This window comes from Kitasatospora sp. NPDC048194 (assembly GCF_043202455.1).
Classification (GTDB): Bacteria; Actinomycetota; Actinomycetes; order Streptomycetales; family Streptomycetaceae; genus Kitasatospora.
In genome coordinates this window covers 109,377-128,342 of the sequence record NZ_JBIDAK010000005.1, presented here as the reverse complement: position 1 = coordinate 128,342, position 18,966 = coordinate 109,377, and the positions used below count along the sequence as shown (strand labels likewise).

Genomic DNA, 18,966 nt, shown 5'->3' with positions numbered 1-18,966 from the left:
GTGGCCCCATCCGACGAGCCGGGGGGACTGCGGGCCGGACTGCGCGGCCTCACCACCCGCGGCCGCTCCTTCCTCGCGGCCGGACTGACCGCGGTGGCCTGCGCCTACCTGCTCGGCCAGGACGCCCTGCTGCGGGTCGGCGTGCTGCTCGCCGCACTGCCGCTGGCCGCCGCCGTGGTGGTCGCCAACACCCGTTACCGGGTGGCCAGCGGCCGCCGGCTCAGCCCGCACCGGGCGATCGCCGGCCAGGAGGCCAGGGTCCACCTGCGGGTCGACAACGTCTCCCGGGTGCCCACCGGCCTGCTGCTGCTCGAGGACAAGGTCCCGTACGTGCTCGGGCCGCGCCCGCGCTTCGTGCTGGACAGGATCGAGCCGCGCGGCTACCGCGAGGTCTCCTACCGGGTCCGCTCGGACCTGCGGGGACGCTACCCGCTCGGGCCGCTCCAGCTGCGGCTGTCCGACCCGTTCGGGATGTGCGAGGTCGACCGCGCCTTCACCGCCTCCGACGTGCTCACCGTGGTCCCGCAGGTCCTGGCACTGCCGGCGGTGCGGCTGAGCGGCGAGTGGATCGGCCAGGGCGAGAGCCACAGCCGCACCCTGGCGCTGGCCGGCGACGACGACGTGATCCTGCGCGAGTACCGGCCCGGCGACGACCTGCGCCGGGTGCACTGGCGCTCCACCGCCAAGTACGGCGAGCTGATGGTGCGCCGCGAGGAGCAGCCGCAGAAGGCCCGCGCCACCGTCCTGCTGGACACCCGCGAGGTGGGCCACCGCGGCAGCGGCCCGGCGTCCTCCTTCGAGTGGTCGGTCAGCTGCGCCGCGTCCGTCGCCGTTCACCTGCTGGAGCGCGGCTACCAGACCCGGCTGCTGACCGACACCGGCCGCTGGGTGCCCGGCCCCGGCAGCGGCGGCGAGAACGCCGCCGCCGACGCCTCCGGCCTGATCCTGGACGCCCTCGCAGTCGTCGACCTCTCCGACGGCGGCGGGCTCTCCCGCGCCGAGGAACCGCTGCGGGCCGGCGGCGAGGGCCTGCTGGTCGCCGTCCTCGGCGAGCTGGACGCCGCGCAGACCGCCCGGCTGGCCCGGCTGCGCAGCCGTACCGGCGGGGCGATCGCCTTCCTGCTCGACACCGGGACCTGGGCGGGCCTGCGGATGCTCGCCCCGAACACCGGCGGCGACGAGTTCCGCGCTCGGGTCCGGCAGCTGCGCGAGGCCGGCTGGACGGTCCTGCCGGTGCGCGCCGGGGACTCCGTGCCTGACCTCTGGCGAGCCGTCGACGGCGCCAAGACCACCGCCCCCCACCGAGAAGAGGCCGGCGCGTGACCACCCGGGCCAAACTGACCGTGTACTCGGCGCTGGCCACCACGTTGGCCGCGCTGTGCATGCTCCCGCTGCTCACCACCCGCAGCTGGCTCACCCACGCCGTCCTGGTGATCGGTGTGGTCTCCGCGGTCGGAGCGGGCCTGCGCCGCTCCCCGCTGTTCCGCTGGGCGGTGCCGGTGGCCCAGCTGCTGGTGCTGCTCCTGCTGATGCTGCTCGGCTTCGCCGGCTCCGGGATGACCGGCGGCGTGCTGCCCGGCCCGAACGCGATGCGGGTGCTCGGGCAGGTCTTCTCCTCCGGCATCGACGACATCAGGCAGTACGCCATCCCGGCGCCGCCGACCGCCGGGCTGCGGCTGATCCTGGTCTCCTCGGTCGGCCTCATCTCCGTCCTGGTGGACACCGTCGCGGTGACCTACCGGCGCTCGGCGCTGGCCGGCCTGCCGCTGCTGACGCTGTACTCGATCGGCAACGGCCTGGCGGGTGAGCACGGCAGCTGGGTCTGGTTCGGCCTGGCCGCGGCCGGCTACCTGCTGCTGCTCTTCGCCGAGGGCGAGGACCGGGTGTCCCGCTGGGGCCGGGTCTTCCGCGGCGGCGCGCGCGGCACGATCGGCTCCGGCCGGGTCAGCCCCGGCGGCCGACAGGTCGGAGTGCTGGCCCTGGCCCTGGCGATGCTGCTGCCGGTCTTCCTGCCGCGCTGGGGCTCCGGACTGCTCGACTCGGGCCCCGGCGGCACCTCCGGCAAGGGCACCGCGGGCGGCGTGGCGACCAGCCTCGACCCGCTGGTCAGCCTGGAGGCGGCGATCAGCAAGCCGAGCGACAACGAGTTGCTCACGTACACCCTGGACAGCGACCTGGCCGACCAGATCTACCTGCGCACCGGCTCGCTCGACCAGTTCGACGGCACCGAGTGGAAGCTCAGCAGCTCCGTGGTCAGCGACCTCCCGGCCACCCTGCCCTCCCCCGAGGGCCTGCGCGCGACCGACGTCCCCCGGATCGAGGGCGACTTCCAGATCAGCGACCGGCTGGAGAAGAGCTGGCTGCCGATGCCGTACCCGGCCGCCTCCGTCCAGCTCCCCAACCGCGGCGAGTGGAAGCTCGACCCGCTGACCCGCACGGTGCTGCCGGCCGACGACAAGGCGATCCGCGGCCTGCACTACCAGGTCTCCGCACTGGACCTGCGGCCCACCGCCGACGAGCTGCGCACCGCCCCGCTCGCCCCGCAGGACATCCGGGAGCACTACACCGTCCTGCCCACCGACCTGCCGCCGGTGGTGGCCGAGCAGGCCAGGGCCGTCACCGCCGGGGCGCGCAACGACTACGACCGGGCGACGGCGCTGGTGAACTGGTTCACCGGCCCGCAGTTCCGGTACGACACCAACGTCGCGGGCGGCACCGGCAGCGACGCGATCGCCGTCTTCCTGCGCGACCGCCGGGGCTTCTGCGTGCACTTCGCCTCCACCATGGCGGCGATGGCGCGGGTGCTGAGGATCCCCTCGCGGGTCGCGGTCGGCTTCACCCCCGGCGACAGCAAGGGCGGCGACGTCTACTCGGTCACCGGCCGGATGTACCACGCCTGGCCCGAGCTGTACTTCTCCGGCTACGGCTGGATGCGCTTCGAGCCGACCCCGAGCCGTGGAGTCCCGGCCCGCTACCAGGAGGGCTCGACCACCCCGACCACCGCGCCCACCCAGCAGCCGACCGCCGCCGCGTCGAGCGCGGCCGCCGTCCCGACGCCGACCAGCAGCAGCGACTGCACCGCCAAGCAGCGCCAGCTCGGCGACTGCGGTTCCAGGAGCAAGGCCGCCACCGCGGCGGACGAACAGTCCTGGCTGCTCTCCCCGCAGGTGCTCGGCACCCTGGCCGGGGTGCTGGCGGTGATCGCGCTGCTGCTGGTGCCGATGTCCTGGCGGGCGGCCCTGCGCCGTCGCCGGCTCGGCGCCGGTGGACGGCGCCGGCCCGGCGGGGACGGCCCGGCCGAGCTGACCGACGCCCAGGTGCTGGCCGCCTGGGACGAGCTGGTCGACTCCGCCTGGGACCTGGGAATTCCCCCGGACGAGTCACGCACCCCGCGCTCGGCCGCCCGCCGGATCACCGAGACGGCTGAGCTGGACGCGGACGCGGCGGCGGCCGCCGGGCGCCTGGCGCTGGCCACCGAGCGGGTGCTCTACGCGCCGGCGGGGCAGGTCACCACGGCTCCGCTGGCCGCCGACGTCCGTACGGCCCGGCGCGGTCTGCTGGCCGGTGCCGGCCGGATGGGCCGGACCAGGGCACTGCTGCTGCCGCCGTCCTCGGCGCAGCTGTGGTGGCGGATCTCCGACGCGGTGCGGGCGGCCCGGACGGCCGTCGGCACCCGGGCCGAGCGGGCCGGTGCGGCGGTCAGCGGTCCGGTGCGGCGGCTGGTCACCCGGGGCCGGGGCAAGCGGTCCACGCCGGGGTCCTGAGCCCGGCGGGGCCGTACCGGACCGCGCCGGACCGTGGAGACGGGAAGGGCCGGGGCGGGCAGTCGATCGACTGCCCGCCCCGGCCCTTGGCTTCCGTCCTGGTAGTGCGTCGCACACCCGGCGTGCGCGCGGCTCAGAACCCGCCGGTCTGCTCGTCCCTGCGGCGCTGCCAGCGCTGCTCCACCCGGTCCATCATCCCGGCCTTGCGGCGCGGGGCGGCGGCCTGCCGGGGGCCGGGACCCTGACCCGCGGGCCCCCGGCGCCAGCCGGTGACGGCGAACACCGCGCAGCCGAGCATCACCAGGAAGCCGACGACGCTGACCCAGATCTGGTCCGGAACGACCATGCCGCCCATCAGCAGGCCGACCCCCACCACGAACCCGGCGATGGCCAGATAGACCCGCCGACGGGTGTAGGTGCGCAGCCCGGTTCCCTCGAGCGCCGACGCGAATTTGGGATCTTCGGCATACAGCGCTCGCTCCATCTGGTCGAGCAGTCGCTGCTCGTGCTCCGAGAGCGGCACGGAGTCCTCCTACTCGTCGGTCGCGGGTGCGACCGGTCCGCCACCCCGGTCGGGGAGGCAAGTCCAATCAGCCATGGGGCACATGGTCGGACGCCTGTGCGGGGGACCCGGCCCGTGTCGTCCATATGCCCCACGCGTCCGGCTGTCATGCTTTCCGGCTTTACCCAGATCATACGGTCCGTGGGCCCGTTACGGGGTGGTCTGCGCCGCGTGGGCCGGGCCACTTCGACCGGGCGGGGCCGCACCCGGATGAACGCGGGACGGCCCGGACAAGTGCCCGATCCGATGGAATCGGCCGGAAGCTGGGGAGGTTCGCGGGCGCACCGGGGTGGGGCCGGGGGGAACCGGCGCCCGGCCGGGAAAGGAACCGCCGCCGCACGGCGGGTGAACCGTACGGCGGCGGGCGGTCCCAGGGGGTCAGGCCAGGGTCGCCAGCAGGTGCAGCTGGGTGGCCACGGCGTGGAAGGCGGGCTGCTCGGCGGCGGCCTCCTCCAGCTTCAGCAGCGCCTCCACCGCGCCGGGCTCGGTGTCCACCAGGACGCCGGGCACCAGGTCGGCGAAGACCCGGACGCCGTGCACCGACTCGACCCGCAGGCCGGCGCCCTCGGCCAGCCGGCCCAGCTCCTCGGCGGTGAAGCGGCGCGGCATCGGATCCTGGGCGCCCCAGCGGCCGTCGGCGGCGGAGAGCACCGTCCGGGCCTCGTTGAAGTGGCCGGCCAGCGCGCGGGCCAGGACCGCGCCGTTCCGGTTGGCGGCCAGCAGGCTGACCAGGCCGCCCTTGCGCAGCGTGGCGGCCAGGCTGCCGAGCGACTCGGCCGGGTCGTCCACGACCTCCAGCACGCCGTGGCAGAGCACCGCGTCCACGGTGCCGGGGGCGATCAGCTCGGGCAGCGTCTGGGTGTCGCCCTGGACGGCCCGCACCAGGTCCGTCACCCCGGCCTCGGCGGCCCGGCGCTCCAGCGCGAACAGCGCGTCGGGGCTCGGGTCGACCACGGTGACCCGGTGGCCGAGCTTGGCCACCGGCACGGCGAAGTTGCCGGTGCCGCCGCCGGTGTCGACGACGTCCAGCACCGGCTGCTCCAGCTCGGCCGCCCGCTTCTCCAGGGCTGCCCGCACCACCTCCCACACCACGGCGGTACGCAGGGCGCTGCGGGGACGCGTCGGGTACAAGGTGGGGCTCCTCGGCACGTGCGGTTCGATCGGGATGCCTCCACCTTAAGCCTCGGGCGTCGGGGCGCCGGTCAGGCCCGGGGGTCGTCGGCGTCCAGCGGGAGCCTGGGGGCGGGCGGGGTCGGCCGCAGGCCGAGCAGGCGCTCGACCAGGCGCAGGAACAGGGCGGAGTTGCGGATCAGGTCGTCGGCGTCGCGGGCCGAGGCGGCGCCCCGGATCCCGGCCTCGGCGGCGGCCCGGCGGCGGGCGCCGGCTCCGTAGTACCCCGCCCACTCGGCCAGCTCGGGGGCCACCTCGGGCAGCACCTCCCAGGCGCTGCGGATGGCCTTGCGCCGCCGCGGGTTCTTCTCCGGCCGGCCGCGCACGGCCAGCACGGCGGCCACCGTGCGCAGCGCGGCGAGGTGGGCGGTGGCGTAGCGCTCCAGCGGATCCTCCAGCGCGCGGGCTCGGGTGAGCGTCCGGTGGGCGTCGGAGAGCAGGTCCAGGGCGGCGGGCGGCGCGGTGATCCGGCGCAGCACCGGATGGACGTCACGGCCCGCCGGGCGCCCTCCGGAGGGACCCGGGGCGTGCGGCTGGGCAGCGGAGTGGAGGCGGGCGGTGACGGGCTCAGGACGGCTGATGGTCATGGTCTCCCCCGTTCCGAGGCAGCGCGCGGACCGGGTGGTCCGTGCTCCACCATCGTGAACGGCACCACTGACAATCCCCGCCCGGTCGGCGTACCGGCGGCGGGCGCGGGCCCTTCCCCCGTGCCGCGCCGCCGCCGTGTGCCGTCGCCCCGCCGTCCCCCCACCGGGAGGCGGGGCGCTGTCCCCCTCGGCGACCGGTCTCCCCCCGGCCCGCTCCGCCGCCCCGTGTCGGCGGTGCGGGTCCGTGACCGGCCCTCGTGCGGACCTTCCGCCGCCGTCCCCGGGCACTCCCGGCCGGGGGGACGGACGGATCCGCCACCCGGGCGGGCCGGCGCCCGACGCGCCGCCCTCCCGGGTGCCACCACTCTCCCGTCCCGGCAGGTCGCGGGCCATCCGCTGAACTACTCAACCGTGGACCTGAGTATCCGTACTCAGATCCGCCCGCCTCCGCCCGGGCCGGAACCGCGGCGGTGTCCGCGGCGTCCCGGCTCCCGGTACGGTACGGCGGGCCGGGCGATCCGGCGAGGGTTTTCCCGGAGTCGCCCACCGGGACCGCGACGGCCGACCGGGCCGACGACGGATGTGCGAGGAGGGGGACACGATGACGGTCCTGCCGCTGATCTTCACCAGCGGCCTGGCCAGCGGCGTCAACGCGTACGCGGTGGTGCTGCTGCTGGGCCTGCTGGGCCGATTCGCCGACGCGGAGTCCGTGCCGCACGCGCTCGAGCGCACCGACGTGCTGATCGCGGCGGCGGTGCTGTTCGCGCTGGAGGCCGTGGCCGACAAGATCCCGTACGTGGACACCGTCTGGGACGCCGTGCACACCGTGATCCGGCCGGTCGCGGGTGCCGTCGTGGGCGCGCTGATCGCGAGCGCCGACCCGGGCTCGCTCGGCGAGCTCGCGGCCGGCGCGGTGGGCGGCACCACGGCGCTGGTCAGCCACCTGGTGAAGGCCTCGCTGCGGATGGCGGTGAACACCTCGCCGGAGCCGGCCAGCAACATCGTGGTCAGCGTGGCGGAGGACCTCTCGGTGGCCGGTCTGGTCACCCTGGCGATCTTCCACCCCTGGCTGGCCGCCTCGCTCGCCGCCGCCGTCCTGGCCGTCGGCCTGCTGCTGGTCCGGCTGGCGGTCCGCAGGATCCGCGCCTTCCGGGCCCGCCGCCGCGAACGCCGGGCGGCCCGGGCGGCCGGAAAGACCGGGGTGGCCGGGGTGGCCGGGGCGACCGGGGCGGGCGTCCGGGCCGGGCATCCCTAGTCGGGCGCCGTGCAGGGCCTCCCGGCCGGGCCTGCGGAGCGTCGCCCCGCAGGCAGGGGTCCGGGCACGGGCCCCGAGGGCTTGTCTGACAATTCGCGTCGGATCAGCGCGCGGCGTTGGGCGCCCGGATGGGCGTGCGGGCGAAGCGTCCTCGTACTGGGTCGTACTTGGACGTTTCGCCGGTGCGTCCAGCCGGGATGTCCGGCGTCGCGCGCCCGACGGGAATTGTCAGACAAGCCCTAGCTAGGATCGGGCCATGGCAGAGATCGTCGTCATCGGTGCAGGAATGAGCGGGCTCGCGGCGGCCTCCCGGCTGGCGACCCTCGGCCACCGGGTGACGGTCTGCGAGGCGGGCGGCACGTACGGCGGCATGGTCGGCCGGTACGAGCGCGACGGCTTCGCCTTCGACACCGGCCCCGGGCTGCTCCCGCTGCCGGCCGTCTACCGCGACCTGGCGCTGAAGACCGGCAAGGAGCCGCTGGAACAGCTGGTCGAGCTGGCCCCGGTGGACCCGGAGAGCCGGCACCTGCTCCCCGACGGCACCGCCGTCACCCTGCCCAACGCCTCGCGCGGCGGCGTCAGCCAGGCCCTGGACGCCGCCTTCGGCGCGGGCTCCGGCGCCCGCTGGAGCGAGGTGATGAACCGCGGCCGGACGGTCTGGGAGGCCACCCGGCGCCCGCTGCTGGAGGAGCCGCTCCCGGCCGACCGGGGCTTCCTGGGGACCGACCCGTACCCCGTGCCGCCCCGGACCGGCCTGGCCCGGCTGCGCCGCCCGCGCCCGTGGACGCTGGCGGACGTGGCGCGGCGCGAGCTCGGCGGCCACCCGGGCCTGACCGCCCTGCTGTCCGAGCCGGCGCTGCGTCACGGCTTCGTCCCGGGGCGGGCCCCGGCCGGGGCCACCGTGCTGCCGTACATGGAGCAGTCCTTCGGCGTCTGGTACGTCCGGGGTGGTCTGCGGGCCCTCGCGGAGGCGGTGTTCCGCCGCTGCGAGCTGCGCCGGGTCGGATTCCGCTTCGACACCCCCGTCACCCGGGTGGTGGTCGAGGGCGGTCGGGCGCGCGGGGTCGAGACGGCGGACGGCCGGATCGACGCGGATCTGGTGGTGTCGGCGATGGACGCCGGCGCCCTCTTCGCGCACGGCCTCGCCGAGTGGCCGGGGGAGCCGCCCGAGGAGTGGCGGCCGCACGGGGTGCCCGGCCGGTTCAGCGTGCTGCTGGCCCTGCGCGGGCGCCGCCCGGAGGGCACCCCGCACCGGACGGTGGTGCACGCGGCCGATCCGGCCGCCGAGGAGAGCGCCCTGAGCCTCGCGGGGCCGCCCTGCGAGCGCCCCACCGTGCAGGTGCTGCGCCCGGACGACCCGGCGCTGCGGCCCGACGACGACCACGAGAGCGTGGTGCTGACCGCGACCGTCCCCGCCCAGGGTGACGCCGACTGGACCGCCCCCTGCGTCGCCGACCGCTACGCCGACCGGCTGCTCGCCCACGTGGACGCGGCCGGCCTCGGCCTGCGCGAGCGGCTGCTGTGGCGGGTGGTCCGCACCCCGGAGGACACCCGCCGGGAGACCGGCGCCCTCGGCGGCGCCGTCGCCCGCCCCGCCCTGGCCGGGTCGGCGGGCTCGTGGCTGAAGGCCGCCAACGAGTCGCCCGTCCCCGGGCTCTACCTGGTCGGCGGCAACGCCCACCCGGGCGGCGGGCTCTCCCGCGCCGGGATGTCCGCCTGCATCGCGGCCGGCCTGATCGGTCCGGCGTGACGCCGACGGCCGGGCGTCAGCCCTGCTGCCAGGTGTGCTGCTGCTGGTAGCCGTAGCCGCTCTGGTCGTACACCGGCTGCTGCGGAACGCCCTGGGTGTGCTGCTGCTCGGGCTGGGGCTGCCACTGCTGCTGGGCGTTCGGGTCCCAGGCCTGCTGCTGGTGCGGTTGCTGCTGGTAGCCCGCGTACGGGTCGTGGGCCTGCTGGTAGCCGCCGTACGGGTCCTGCTGCTGGGGGTAGCCGTAGGACTGCTGCTGGTCGTAGGCGAAGGCGGGCTGCTGCTGGGTCTGCCACTGCTGCTGGTCGTAGCCGGACTGGTAGGCCGCGGCGTACGGCTCCTGGGGCTGCTGCTGGGCCGACTGCTCGTAGTAGGCGGGGGCGTAGACGCCGTCCTGGGCCAGTTCCTGCATCTCGAAGGCGGCGGTCTGCTCGACCTCCGGGGCGTCCTCGGCGGCCGGCTCCGGGGCCGGCGGCTCCTCGACCGCGCTGACCTCGCCGACCCGCTCCTCGGGCACCGCGGCCGCCGCGACCGCCGCCGCGCCGCCGGTGAGGGCGCCGAGCAGCGGCACCTTGGCCAGCGGGCCGGGCAGGCCGCCGTCGGGCGTGCGCAGGGACCAGCCGGTGCGGTAGCCGCGCTTGACCGAGAGGGTGACGAAGGCCTGGCCGACGGCGAAGGACGCGGCTCCGGCACCGATCACCACGACCGAGCCGAGCGCCATCCCGGCGGCCACCCCGAGGAAGCCGACCAGGGCGACCACCCGCCAGTGCAGCGGGGCCCGGTTCTGCAGCAGGACCTCGGCGACGAGCCAGAGCGCCACCACCGCCAACGCGACGTACAGGAGCAGGAATCCGATGCCCATCCGCGCGCTACCTCCAGTCGCGTGCCCGCGCGCGCCGCGCGTGTGCGGCGACTGTACCGGTTCAACGGCCGGGGTACCGCATCGCGTTCCCGCCGTCGGCGGCACCGGTCGCAGCCGGACGGGGCACGTCACCGGGCCCGCCACCGCCGAACGGTGACGGGCCCGTGAACAGCGGCCGAAGAGACCCTACCGCCGGTGCAGCCCCAGGTTCTGGTAGATCTCCAGCGTCGCCGTCGAGTGGTTGAGCGTGATGAAGTGCAGGCCGGGCGCGCCCTCGGCGAGCAGGCGCTCGGCCATCGCGGTGGCGTGCTCCATGCCGATCGCCCGCAGCGCCGCCGGGTCGTCGACGGCCGCCCGCAGCCGGGCCTCCAGCTCCACCGGGAAGGCGGAGCCGCTGAGCTGCGGGAAGCGCTCCAGCTGCTTGGCGTTGGTCACCGGCATGATCTCCGGGATGATCGGCGTCTCGCAGCCCGCGGCCGTCACCCGGTCGCGGAACCGCAGGTAGTCGTCGACCTCGAAGAACATCTGGGTGATCGCGTAGTCGGCGCCGGAGCGGACCTTGGCGACGAAGTGCCGGATGTCGTCGTCCCAGTTGTCCGAGCGCGGGTGCATGTTCGGCGAGGCCGCGACGCCGACGCAGAAGTCGCCGATCCCCTTGATCAGCTCGACCAGCTCGTACGCGTAGGTGACGCCGTCCGGGTGGCGGACCCACTCGCCCATCGGGTCGCCGGGCGGGTCGCCGCGGACCGCGAGGATGTTCCGCACCCCCTGGTCGGCGTACTGGCCGATGATGTTGCGCAGTTCGGCGGTCGAGTGGTCCACCGCAGTCAGATGGGCGACCGGGGTGAGCGTGGTCTCGGTGGCGATCCGGCCGACCATGTTGACGGTGCGCTCGCGCGAGGAGCCGCCGGCGCCGTACGTCATGCAGACGAAGTTCGGGTCCAGCGGTTCGAGCCGACGGATGGCGTCCCACAGCTTGTGCTCGCCGGCCTCGCTGCGCGGCGGCATGAACTCGAAGGAGAAGGAGCGCTTTCCGGCCGCCAGGAGGTCGCGGACCGTCTGTGCGCGGTCCGACCTCGTGGAGGCGATGCCGAGTGCCATGCTGGCAGGTTATCCGGCTCTCGAAGGGGCCGGACAACCCGGTTCCACCATGTGGGACACGTGGTGGACCCCGTTCCGCTCCGCTCCCGGCGGCCCCCGCCGTCCCGCTCGCACGCCCGTTCCCGGCTCCCCCGCTACGCTTGCTGCACCCCAGCGAACCAGCGGAGCAGCATCGTGACCTCGTCCAGCAACCGGCCGGCCAACCCCATTGACGTGGAGGACGTCCGCGCCCGCGTCAACGACGCCCTCGCCGCGTTCATGGACGGCCAGGCCGCGCTGCTCGGCAAGATCTCGCCCCAGCTGGGCCCCGCCTGCGACGCGCTGCGCGACTTCCTGCTGGACGGCGGCAAGCGGCTGCGCCCCGCCTTCTGCTACTGGGGCTGGCGCAGTGCCGGCGGCCCCGCCGACGACGCGGGCATCGCCGCCGCGGCGGCCGCCCTGGAGCTGCTGCAGGCCAGCGCGCTGGTGCACGACGACCTGATGGACCGCAGCGACACCCGCCGCGGCCTGCCGTCGGTCCACCGCCGCTTCGAGGCCCTCCACCGGGACAGCGGCTGGCGCGGCGACCGCGAGCAGTACGGTGCCTCGGCCGCGGTGCTGCTCGGCGACCTGCTGCTGATCTGGTGCGACGAACTGTTCCTGCGCTCCGGACTGGACCCGGCCGCCGTGCTGGCCGCCAAGCCGGTGTTCGACCTGATGCGCACCGAGGTCATGGTCGGCCAGTACCTGGACGTGCTGGAGCCGGTGGCCGGCGACTCGGCCGACGGGGGCGCGCTGGACCGCGCGCAGACCGTCCTGCACTACAAGTCGGCGAAGTACACGATCGAGCGGCCGCTGCAGGTCGGCGCCCTGCTCGCCGGGGCCGGGACGGAGCTGGTCGAGGCCCTCGGGGCGTTCGGGCTGCCGCTGGGCGAGGCCTTCCAGCTGCGGGACGACCTGCTCGGGGTCTTCGGCGATCCCGCCGTCACCGGCAAGCCGGCCGGGGACGACCTGCGCGAGGGCAAGCGCACCCTGCTGGTCGCCCACGCGATGCGTGCCCTGCCGCCCGCCGACGCCCGGCACCTGGACGCCCGGCTCGGCGCGCCGGACCTCGCCGCCGAGGAGGTCACCGAGCTGCGCAACCTGGTCGCCCGCAGCGGCGCGCCCGAGCTCGTGGAGCGCCGGATCGAGGAGCTGATGCGGCAGTCGCTGGGCGCGCTGGAGGCGGCGCCGCTCGCCGACGAGCGGGCCCGGGCGGTGCTGCTGGCGCTGGCCGAGGCCGCCACCGTCCGCACGTACTGACCGTTCCCGGGCAGCACCGGACGACGGGACGGGCCCGCCGGTCGCCGAGGCGATGGCGGGCCCGTCCGTTCGACCGGCGGCCGGTCAGAGCGCCGCGCGCACCCGGCGGGACAGCTCGGCGGCGGCCGCCCGCGGGTCCTCCGCCGCGGTGACGGCCCGGACCACCACGATCCGGCGGGCCCCGGCGGCCAGCACCTCGTCCAGGTTGCCGAGGTCGATCCCGCCGATCGCGAACCACGGCCGGTCGGTCGGCTGCTTCGCCGCGTACGAGACCAGGCCGAGGCCCGGTGCGAAGCGGCCCGGCTTGGTCGGCGTCGGCCAGACCGGACCGGTGCAGAAGTAGTCCACGCCCGGCTCCGCGATCGCCGCGTCCACCTCGGACTCCGCGTGGCAGGAGCGCCCGATCAGCACGTCCTCGCCGAGGATCGCCCGGGCGGCCGGCACCGGCAGGTCGTCCTGGCCGAGGTGCAGCACGTCCGGCCGGGCCGCGTGGGCGACGTCGGCCCGGTCGTTGACGGCCAGCAGCTTGCCGTGGCGGCGGCAGGCGTCGGCGAAGACCTCCAGGGCCGCCAGTTCCTGCTTGGCCTCCAGCCCCTTGTCGCGGAGCTGGACGACGTCCACTCCGCCGGCCAGCGCGGCGTCCAGGAACTCGGCGAGGTCGCCCTGCTCGCGGCGGGCGTCCGTGCACAGGTACAGCCGGGCGTCGGCCAGGCGGTCGCGCAGCGTGTCCGCCGCCATCAGATGAGCATCGCCTGGGCGCGGCGCTTGACCTCGGTGCCGCGGTTCTCGCGCAGCGCCTGGATCGGGCTGCCGGGCAGCGACGGGTCCTCGGTGAAGAGCCACTCCAGGATCTCCTCGTCGCTGAACCCGCAGTCCCGCAGCACGGTCAGGGTTCCGGACAGGTGCTTGACCAGTCCCTTGTCCTCGATGAAGGCCGCCGGGACCTGCAGTGACTTGTTCGGGCCTCGCCGGACGGCGATCAGCCCGCCGTTGCGGACCAGGTCACGCACCTCGGTGACCCGCACTCCCCACAGCTCCGAGATGTCGGGCAGGTACATCCACTCGGGGATCAGGGCTTCAATCTTGCTTTCGATCTCACTCACGCCACCAGACTGCCACCTCGGCGGCCCGCCGCGCACCAGCCGCTACCCCGCGACGGCCGACTTCAGTGGCACCGAGGGGTCGGCGGCGAGGGCGCGGTCCACCGCCGTGCCGCGCTCGATCAGCTTCCGCCCCTGGGTGAGGTCGCGCGGCCGGTCCACGGCCAGCAGCGCGCTCGGCACCCCGTCGCGCAGCCAGAGCACCGACCAGGCGGCGTCCTGGGGGCTGCCGCGCCACAGCAGCTCGTCGCCCTCGGCGTGCCGGCCGGCGTACTGGACCATCCGCCCGAACTGCTCGGACCAGAAGTACGGCACCGGGTCGTAGGGAGCGTCCGCCCCGAGCACCGCGGCGGCCGCGGCCTCGCCGGACTGCAGCGCGTGGTCCCAGTGCTGGACGGCCAGCCGGCCACCGGAGCGGGCCGACGGGTAGCTCACGCAGTCCCCGGCGGCGAAGACCCCGGGCAGGCCGGTGCGCAGCCGCTCGTCCACCACCACCGAGCCCGCCGCGTCCAGTTCGACGCCCGAGCCCGCCAGCCACCCGGTCGCGGGCCGGGCGCCGACGCCGACCACCACCTCGTCGGCGGCCAGGTGCGAGCCGTCCGCCAGCAGCACCGCGCCCTCCTCGACGGCGGCCACCCCGACCCCGCAGCGCAGTTCGACCCCGGCCTCGGCGTACCAGGCGGCCATCGCCGTGCCGACGGCGGCCGGCAGGGCGCCCGGCACCGGCGCCGGGCCGGCCTCCACCACGGTCACCTCGCAGCCGGCCTGCCGCGCGGCGGTGGACACCTCGGCACCGATCCAGCCCGCGCCGACCAGCACCAGCCGCAGCCCGGGGCGCAGCAGCGCGCGCAGCGCCAGGGCGTCGTCCAGGGTGTGCAGCAGGTGCGCCCGCTCGGCGCCGGGCAGTGCGCGCGGGGTCGCGCCGGTGGCGATCACCAGCGCGTCGTACGGGAGGTCGCCGCCGTCGGTGCGCAGCACGCCGGCGGCCAGGCCGGTGGCGCGACGGCCGAGGAGCAGCTCGATGCCGAGCTGCCCGTAGTCGATGTCCAGGGTGGTGGCGTCGGCCTTGCCGAGCAGCACGTCCTTGGACAGCGGCGGCCGGTCGTACGGCGCGTGGGTCTCCTCGCCGACCAGCGTGATCCGCCCCCGCCAGCCGTCCTGCCGCAGCTTCAGGGCGCACTGCGCCCCGGCCAGCCCGGCCCCGACGACGACCACCCGATCCGTTCCGCTCAGCTCTGCCACGCCCGTCACTGTACTCAGCACCGCAACGGGCACTTGGCGCCCGCCCGCCCCTCGGCCGCCCGCCCCGCTCGGCCGTCCCGCGTCGCCCGAGGGCCTTCGGCCGGGCCGACCCCCGGCGTTAAGGTGGGTGCACCACACGGGAGCCCGGCGTACCGGGCTGAGAGGCGGGCTGGCACGGCCCGCGACCGTCCGAACCTGATCCGGGTCATACCGGCGAAGGGAGAAGAGCAGCCTTGTCACGCTCGCCCTCAGGCGTCCACGCCGACGTGCTGGTGATCGGCGGGGGCGTCATCGGCCTCGCCGTCGCGTGGCGCGCCGCACAGCGCGGGTCGCGGAACGTGGTCGTGGTCGACCCCTCCCCCGGTGGCGGGGCGGCCGGGGTCGCGGCCGGGATGCTGGCGCCGGTCACCGAGCTCCAGTACGGCGAGGAGCCGCTGCTGCGCCTCGGCATGGCCTCCAACGAGCGGTACCCGGCGTTCGCCGCCGAACTCGCCGAGGCGAGCGGCGGCGAGGACACCGGCTACCGCCGCTGCGGCACGATCGCCGTCGCACTGGACTCCGACGACCGCGAGGAACTGCGCGACCTGCACGCCTTCCACCAGCGGCTGGGTCTGGACTCCAGCTGGCTGACCGGCCGGGAGGCCCGCAGGCTGGAGCCGATGCTCGCGCCCGGGGTGCGCGGCGGCCTGCACGTCGCGGACGACCATCAGGTGGACCCCCGGCGGCTGCTCCGGGCGCTGCTGCGCGCCTGCGAGCGCGCGGCCGTCGGGATCCACCGGGCCGAGGCGGTCGAGCTGCTGGTCGAGGGCGGCCGCGCGGTCGGCGCCCGGCTCAGCACGCACGGGACGGTGACCGCCGACCGGGTCGTGCTCGCCGCCGGCCCGCACAGCCACCGCCTGCCCGGCCTGCCGGAGGGCGTGCTGCCGGCGATCCGCCCGGTGAAGGGGCAGGTGCTCCGGCTGCGCGTCCCCGAGGCGTACCGGCCGTTCCTGTCCCGCAACGTCCGCGCGGTGGTGCGCGGACAGCACCTGTACCTGGTGCCGCGCGAGGACGGCGAGCTGGTCATCGGCGCGACCACCGAGGAACAGGGCTACGACACCACCGTCACCGCCGGTGGCGTGTACGAACTCCTGCGCGACGCACACGAGTTGGTGCCGGGCATCACCGAACTCCCGCTCGTGGAGAGCTCCGCCGGGCTGCGCCCCGGCTCGCCGGACAACGCCCCGCTGCTCGGCCCGACCGCGCTGCCCGGGCTGGTCGCCGCCACCGGCCACTACCGCAACGGCGTGCTGCTCACCCCGGTGACCGCCGACCTGGTCGCCGAGTACCTGACGACCGGCGAAGTCCCCGATCTCGCAAGGCCGTTCACGCCCACCCGGTTCTCCCCCGACCACTCCACCGCGAAGGCCCCCGCATGACCGAGATCGCCCTGACCGTCAACGGCGAGCCCCGCCGGCTGCCCGCCGCCACCACCCTCGCCGAGCTGGTGGCCAGCGTCAGCAAGGCCAACGCCGGGGTCGCCGCCGCACTCAACGAGGCCGTGGTGCCGCGCAGTTCGTGGCCCGACACGCCGCTGAACAGCGGCGACCGGATCGAGATCCTCACCGCCGTCCAGGGAGGCTGACACCATGGCCGACGACCTTCTCACCATCGCCGGGACGGCCTTCTCCTCCCGGCTGATCATGGGCACCGGCGGCGCACCGAGCCTGGAGGTGCTGGAGCGCGCCCTGCTCGCCTCCGGCACCGAGCTGACCACGGTGGCCATGCGCCGGGTGGACGCCGGCACCCAGGGCTCCGTCCTGGACGTGCTCACCCGCAACGGCATCCGGGTGCTGCCCAACACGGCCGGCTGCTACACCGCCGGCGAGGCCGTGCTGACCGCCCGGCTGGCCCGCGAGGCGCTCGGCACCGACTGGGTGAAGCTGGAGGTGATCGCGGACGAGCGCACCCTGCTGCCCGATCCGATCGAGCTGCTGGACGCCGCCGAGACCCTCGTCGACGACGGCTTCACCGTGCTCCCGTACACCAACGACGATCCGGTGCTGGCCCGCAAGCTGGAGGACGTCGGCTGCGCGGCGATCATGCCGCTGGGCTCACCGATCGGCTCCGGACTGGGCATCCGCAACCCGCACAACTTCCAGCTGATCGTGGAGAGCGCGGGCGTCCCGGTGATCCTGGACGCGGGCGCCGGCACCGCCTCCGACGTCGCGCTGGCCATGGAGCTGGGCTGCGCGGCGGTGATGCTCGCCTCCGCGGTGACGCGCGCTCAGGACCCGGTGCTGATGGCCGAGGCGATGCGGCACGCCGCCGAGGCCGGCCGGCTCGCCCACCGGGCCGGCCGCATCCCGCGCCGCTTCCACGCCGAGGCCTCCTCCGCGATGGCCGGCCGGGCCGATCTGGACACCCGCGAGCGTCCGGCGTTCTGAGGCCGTCGCGCATGTCACAAGCCGGTCCCGGAGACGGCGTCCTCCGGGACCGGCGTCCGTCCGCCCCACTACACTCGCCCGGGTGGACATGGCACTGCACGACCCCCTGATCGGCACCCTCCTCGACAACAGGTACCGGGTCGAGCAGCGCATCGCCACCGGCGGGATGTCCACCGTCTACCGGGGGACGGACACCCGGCTGGACCGGGTGGTCGCGCTCAAGGTGATGCACCCCCAGCTGGCCGGCGACGACGGCTTCACCGCCCGCTTCATCCGCGAGGCCAAAGCCGTCGCCAAGCTCACCCACCCCAATGTGGTCAACGTCTTCGACCAGGGCGCGGACGGCGGGAACGTCTTCCTCGCCATGGAGTACGTCCCCGGCCGCACCCTGCGCGACCTGCTGCGCGACCGCGGCGCCCTGTCGGTGCGGGCCGCGCTGGACGTCCTGGAGCCGGTGCTCGCCGCGCTCGGCGCCGCCCACCGGGCCGGGCTGGTCCACCGGGACGTCAAGCCCGAGAACGTGCTGATCACCGAGAGCGGCCTGGTCAAGGTCGCCGACTTCGGCCTGGTCCGGGTGCTCGGCACCGCCGACGGCGCGCCCACCTCCACCAGCACCGCCACCGGCGGCACCGTGCTGGGCACCGTCTCCTACCTGGCGCCCGAGCAGATCCTCCCGGACGCCCCCACCGACCAGCGGGTGGACGTCTACGCGGCCGGCATCCTGCTGTACGAGATGCTCACCGGCCGCCGCCCGCACACCGGCGACAATCCCGTCCAGGTCATGTACAAGCACCTGCACGAGGACGTCCCGGCCCCCTCGCTGGTCGCCCCGGAGGTCGCCCCCGCGCTGGACGCCATAGTGACCGGCGCCTGCGCCCGGGCGGCGGACGCCCGGCCCTACGACGCGGTCGAGCTGCTCGCCGCGCTCCAGCGGGTCCGGCGCACCCTCACCCCGGACGAGCTGGACGCCGAGCCGCCCGCCTCCACCCGGCCCAGCCCGCGCTACCCGACCAGCGAGCCGACCTCGGTGATCCAGTCGCCGGTCCGGCCCGCGGACGCCCCCGCGCCGGAGCGCACCAGCGTGCTGGACGTGCCGGCCGACCTGATGGACCAGCTGCTCGTCGAGCCCCGCCCGTACGACGAGCCGACCCCGGTGCGCACCGCCCGGCCGGGCCGGCTGCGCCGCCTCCCGCGCAAGCCGCTGATCTGGGCCGCCGCCCTGACCGCCCTGGTGCTGGCGGTCGGCGGGGCCACGTACGGGATCTCCGGCGGCCTGTACGGCTCGGTACCGGGCGTGCTCGGCAAGGACCGGGGCGAGGCGCAGCGGATCCTGGACCACGAGGGCATGCACGGCAGGTTCGTGGAGGCGTTCAGCGAGTCCGTCCCGGCCGGGCTGGTGATCTCCACCGACCCCGGGGTGGGCGCGCGCACCCGCAAGAGCGACGCGGTGACCGTCACCGTCTCCAAGGGCCCCAAGCGCATCGCGGTGCCGGACGTCACCGGCAAGAGCGCCGACGACGCGGCCGCCGCGCTGGCCACCGCCGGGCTGACCCGGGGCACCGTGACCGAGACGTACGACGACGGCGTGCCGGCGGGCTCGGTGGTCAGCAGCTCGCCCGCCGCCGGCCGGCTGCTGCAGGAGAACGCCGCGGTCTCGCTGGTGGTCAGCAAGGGCATGGTGCCGGTCCCGGACGTCACCGGGATGAGCCGGGAGGACGCGCAGAAGGCGCTGCAGGCGGCGGGCTTCACGATGAAGGCCGCGACCGACTGGACCCTCGGCATCGGCAAGGTGAGCGGCCAGTCGCCGGCCGCCGGTGAACGGCGGCCGCAGAAGACCGTGGTGACGGTCAGCTTCTCGCTCTTCTAGCG

General features: G+C 75.5%; 17 protein-coding genes and 1 riboswitch. Of the genes, 9 read left to right on the top strand and 8 right to left on the bottom strand.

Annotated elements, in window-relative coordinates; all coding sequences use genetic code 11:
* Together ACGF07_RS09165 and ACGF07_RS09160 are read left to right on the top strand one after the other, a co-directional pair.
* Positions 1-1,323, top strand: coding sequence for a DUF58 domain-containing protein (locus ACGF07_RS09165; protein ID WP_392896823.1), 1,323 nt, complete (start codon positions 1-3; stop codon positions 1,321-1,323).
* Positions 1,320-3,764 carry a transglutaminaseTgpA domain-containing protein gene (locus ACGF07_RS09160; RefSeq protein WP_392896821.1) on the top strand — a complete coding sequence of 815 codons (2,445 nt, stop codon included), beginning with the start codon at positions 1,320-1,322 and terminating at the stop codon, positions 3,762-3,764. Before ACGF07_RS09165 ends, ACGF07_RS09160 begins: the two co-directional genes overlap by 4 nt.
* 133 nt (positions 3,765-3,897) lie before the next feature.
* On the opposite strand, the gene ACGF07_RS09155 is transcribed toward ACGF07_RS09160, so the two are convergent.
* From ACGF07_RS09155 to ACGF07_RS09145, 3 genes are all read right to left on the bottom strand, one after another.
* Positions 3,898-4,287 carry a DUF3040 domain-containing protein gene (locus tag ACGF07_RS09155; RefSeq protein WP_350747049.1) on the bottom strand — a complete coding sequence of 130 codons (390 nt, stop codon included), beginning with the start codon at positions 4,285-4,287 and terminating at the stop codon, positions 3,898-3,900.
* A gap of 417 nt (positions 4,288-4,704) precedes the next feature.
* Complete coding sequence (locus ACGF07_RS09150) at positions 4,705-5,457, bottom strand: methyltransferase domain-containing protein (RefSeq protein ID WP_392896819.1); 753 nt, start codon at positions 5,455-5,457, stop codon at positions 4,705-4,707.
* A 71-nt stretch (positions 5,458-5,528) separates the two neighbouring features.
* Complete coding sequence (locus tag ACGF07_RS09145) at positions 5,529-6,083, bottom strand: SAV_6107 family HEPN domain-containing protein (protein ID WP_350747043.1); 555 nt, start codon at positions 6,081-6,083, stop codon at positions 5,529-5,531.
* A 601-nt stretch (positions 6,084-6,684) separates the two neighbouring features.
* Between ACGF07_RS09145 and ACGF07_RS09140 the strand changes: the two genes are divergently transcribed.
* Entirely contained in the window at positions 6,685-7,338 is a 654-nt protein-coding gene (locus ACGF07_RS09140) for a DUF4126 domain-containing protein (RefSeq protein ID WP_392896817.1), read from the top strand.
* Between the two features lie 256 nt (positions 7,339-7,594).
* Positions 7,595-9,088 carry a phytoene desaturase family protein gene (locus ACGF07_RS09135; RefSeq protein ID WP_392896815.1) on the top strand — a complete coding sequence of 498 codons (1,494 nt, stop codon included), beginning with the start codon at positions 7,595-7,597 and terminating at the stop codon, positions 9,086-9,088.
* Positions 9,089-9,104: 16 nt separating this feature from the next.
* Here ACGF07_RS09135 and ACGF07_RS09130 read toward each other — a convergent pair whose 3' ends face one another.
* Both ACGF07_RS09130 and metF read right to left on the bottom strand, forming a co-directional pair.
* Positions 9,105-9,947: a hypothetical protein gene (locus ACGF07_RS09130; RefSeq protein ID WP_392896813.1), complete on the bottom strand. Its 843-nt coding sequence runs from the start codon at positions 9,945-9,947 to the stop codon at positions 9,105-9,107.
* A 186-nt stretch (positions 9,948-10,133) separates the two neighbouring features.
* Positions 10,134-11,048, bottom strand: a complete 915-nt coding sequence (gene metF / locus ACGF07_RS09125) for a methylenetetrahydrofolate reductase [NAD(P)H] (RefSeq protein ID WP_392896811.1) — start codon at positions 11,046-11,048, stop codon at positions 10,134-10,136.
* Between the two features lie 174 nt (positions 11,049-11,222).
* Here metF and ACGF07_RS09120 point away from each other — a divergent pair, with 174 nt between their 5' ends.
* Positions 11,223-12,329: a polyprenyl synthetase family protein gene (locus ACGF07_RS09120; protein ID WP_392896809.1), complete on the top strand. Its 1,107-nt coding sequence runs from the start codon at positions 11,223-11,225 to the stop codon at positions 12,327-12,329.
* An 84-nt stretch (positions 12,330-12,413) separates the two neighbouring features.
* Here the strand turns inward: ACGF07_RS09120 and thiE are convergent, their stop codons facing one another.
* The 3 genes from thiE to ACGF07_RS09105 are packed head-to-tail and all read right to left on the bottom strand — an operon-like array spanning position 12,414 to position 14,680.
* The gene (thiE, locus tag ACGF07_RS09115) at positions 12,414-13,067 is read right to left on the bottom strand and encodes a thiamine phosphate synthase (protein ID WP_350747028.1); all 654 of its coding nucleotides are present in this window, start codon (positions 13,065-13,067) and stop codon (positions 12,414-12,416) included.
* Positions 13,067-13,432: an Rv2175c family DNA-binding protein gene (locus ACGF07_RS09110; protein WP_392896807.1), complete on the bottom strand. Its 366-nt coding sequence runs from the start codon at positions 13,430-13,432 to the stop codon at positions 13,067-13,069. Before ACGF07_RS09110 ends, thiE begins: the two co-directional genes overlap by 1 nt.
* 42 nt (positions 13,433-13,474) lie before the next feature.
* Entirely contained in the window at positions 13,475-14,680 is a 1,206-nt protein-coding gene (locus ACGF07_RS09105; protein ID WP_392896805.1) for an NAD(P)/FAD-dependent oxidoreductase, read from the bottom strand.
* A gap of 117 nt (positions 14,681-14,797) precedes the next feature.
* A riboswitch (TPP riboswitch) is annotated at positions 14,798-14,910 on the top strand.
* Here ACGF07_RS09105 and thiO point away from each other — a divergent pair.
* The 4 genes from thiO (at position 14,905) to pknB (ending at position 18,964) form a co-directional block, all read left to right on the top strand.
* Positions 14,905-16,089, top strand: a complete 1,185-nt coding sequence (gene thiO, locus ACGF07_RS09100; RefSeq protein WP_392896803.1) for a glycine oxidase ThiO — start codon at positions 14,905-14,907, stop codon at positions 16,087-16,089. (Overlaps the previous riboswitch by 6 nt.)
* Positions 16,086-16,295 carry a sulfur carrier protein ThiS gene (gene thiS / locus ACGF07_RS09095; protein WP_350747910.1) on the top strand — a complete coding sequence of 70 codons (210 nt, stop codon included), beginning with the start codon at positions 16,086-16,088 and terminating at the stop codon, positions 16,293-16,295. The genes thiO and thiS overlap by 4 nt, the downstream gene beginning before the upstream one ends.
* A gap of 4 nt (positions 16,296-16,299) precedes the next feature.
* Positions 16,300-17,097, top strand: coding sequence for a thiazole synthase (locus ACGF07_RS09090; RefSeq protein WP_350747913.1), 798 nt, complete (start codon positions 16,300-16,302; stop codon positions 17,095-17,097).
* An 88-nt stretch (positions 17,098-17,185) separates the two neighbouring features.
* Positions 17,186-18,964, top strand: coding sequence for a Stk1 family PASTA domain-containing Ser/Thr kinase (gene pknB, locus ACGF07_RS09085; protein WP_392897058.1), 1,779 nt, complete (start codon positions 17,186-17,188; stop codon positions 18,962-18,964).
* The last annotated feature ends 2 nt before the right edge of the window (positions 18,965-18,966 follow it).

Excerpts from the sequence above, each read along its gene's own strand:
- metF (WP_392896811.1), bottom strand. The coding sequence starts at position 11,048 with ATGGCACTCGGCATCGCCTCCACGAGGTCGGACCGCGCACAGACGGTC.
- thiS (WP_350747910.1), top strand. The coding sequence starts at position 16,086 with ATGACCGAGATCGCCCTGACCGTCAACGGCGAGCCCCGCCGGCTGCCC.
- thiE (WP_350747028.1), bottom strand. The coding sequence starts at position 13,067 with ATGGCGGCGGACACGCTGCGCGACCGCCTGGCCGACGCCCGGCTGTAC.
- ACGF07_RS09145 (WP_350747043.1), bottom strand. The coding sequence starts at position 6,083 with ATGACCATCAGCCGTCCTGAGCCCGTCACCGCCCGCCTCCACTCCGCT.
- pknB (WP_392897058.1), top strand. The coding sequence starts at position 17,186 with ATGGCACTGCACGACCCCCTGATCGGCACCCTCCTCGACAACAGGTAC.
- ACGF07_RS09140 (WP_392896817.1), top strand. The coding sequence starts at position 6,685 with ATGACGGTCCTGCCGCTGATCTTCACCAGCGGCCTGGCCAGCGGCGTC.
- ACGF07_RS09090 (WP_350747913.1), top strand. The coding sequence starts at position 16,300 with ATGGCCGACGACCTTCTCACCATCGCCGGGACGGCCTTCTCCTCCCGG.
- ACGF07_RS09130 (WP_392896813.1), bottom strand. The coding sequence starts at position 9,947 with ATGGGCATCGGATTCCTGCTCCTGTACGTCGCGTTGGCGGTGGTGGCG.
- ACGF07_RS09135 (WP_392896815.1), top strand. The coding sequence starts at position 7,595 with ATGGCAGAGATCGTCGTCATCGGTGCAGGAATGAGCGGGCTCGCGGCG.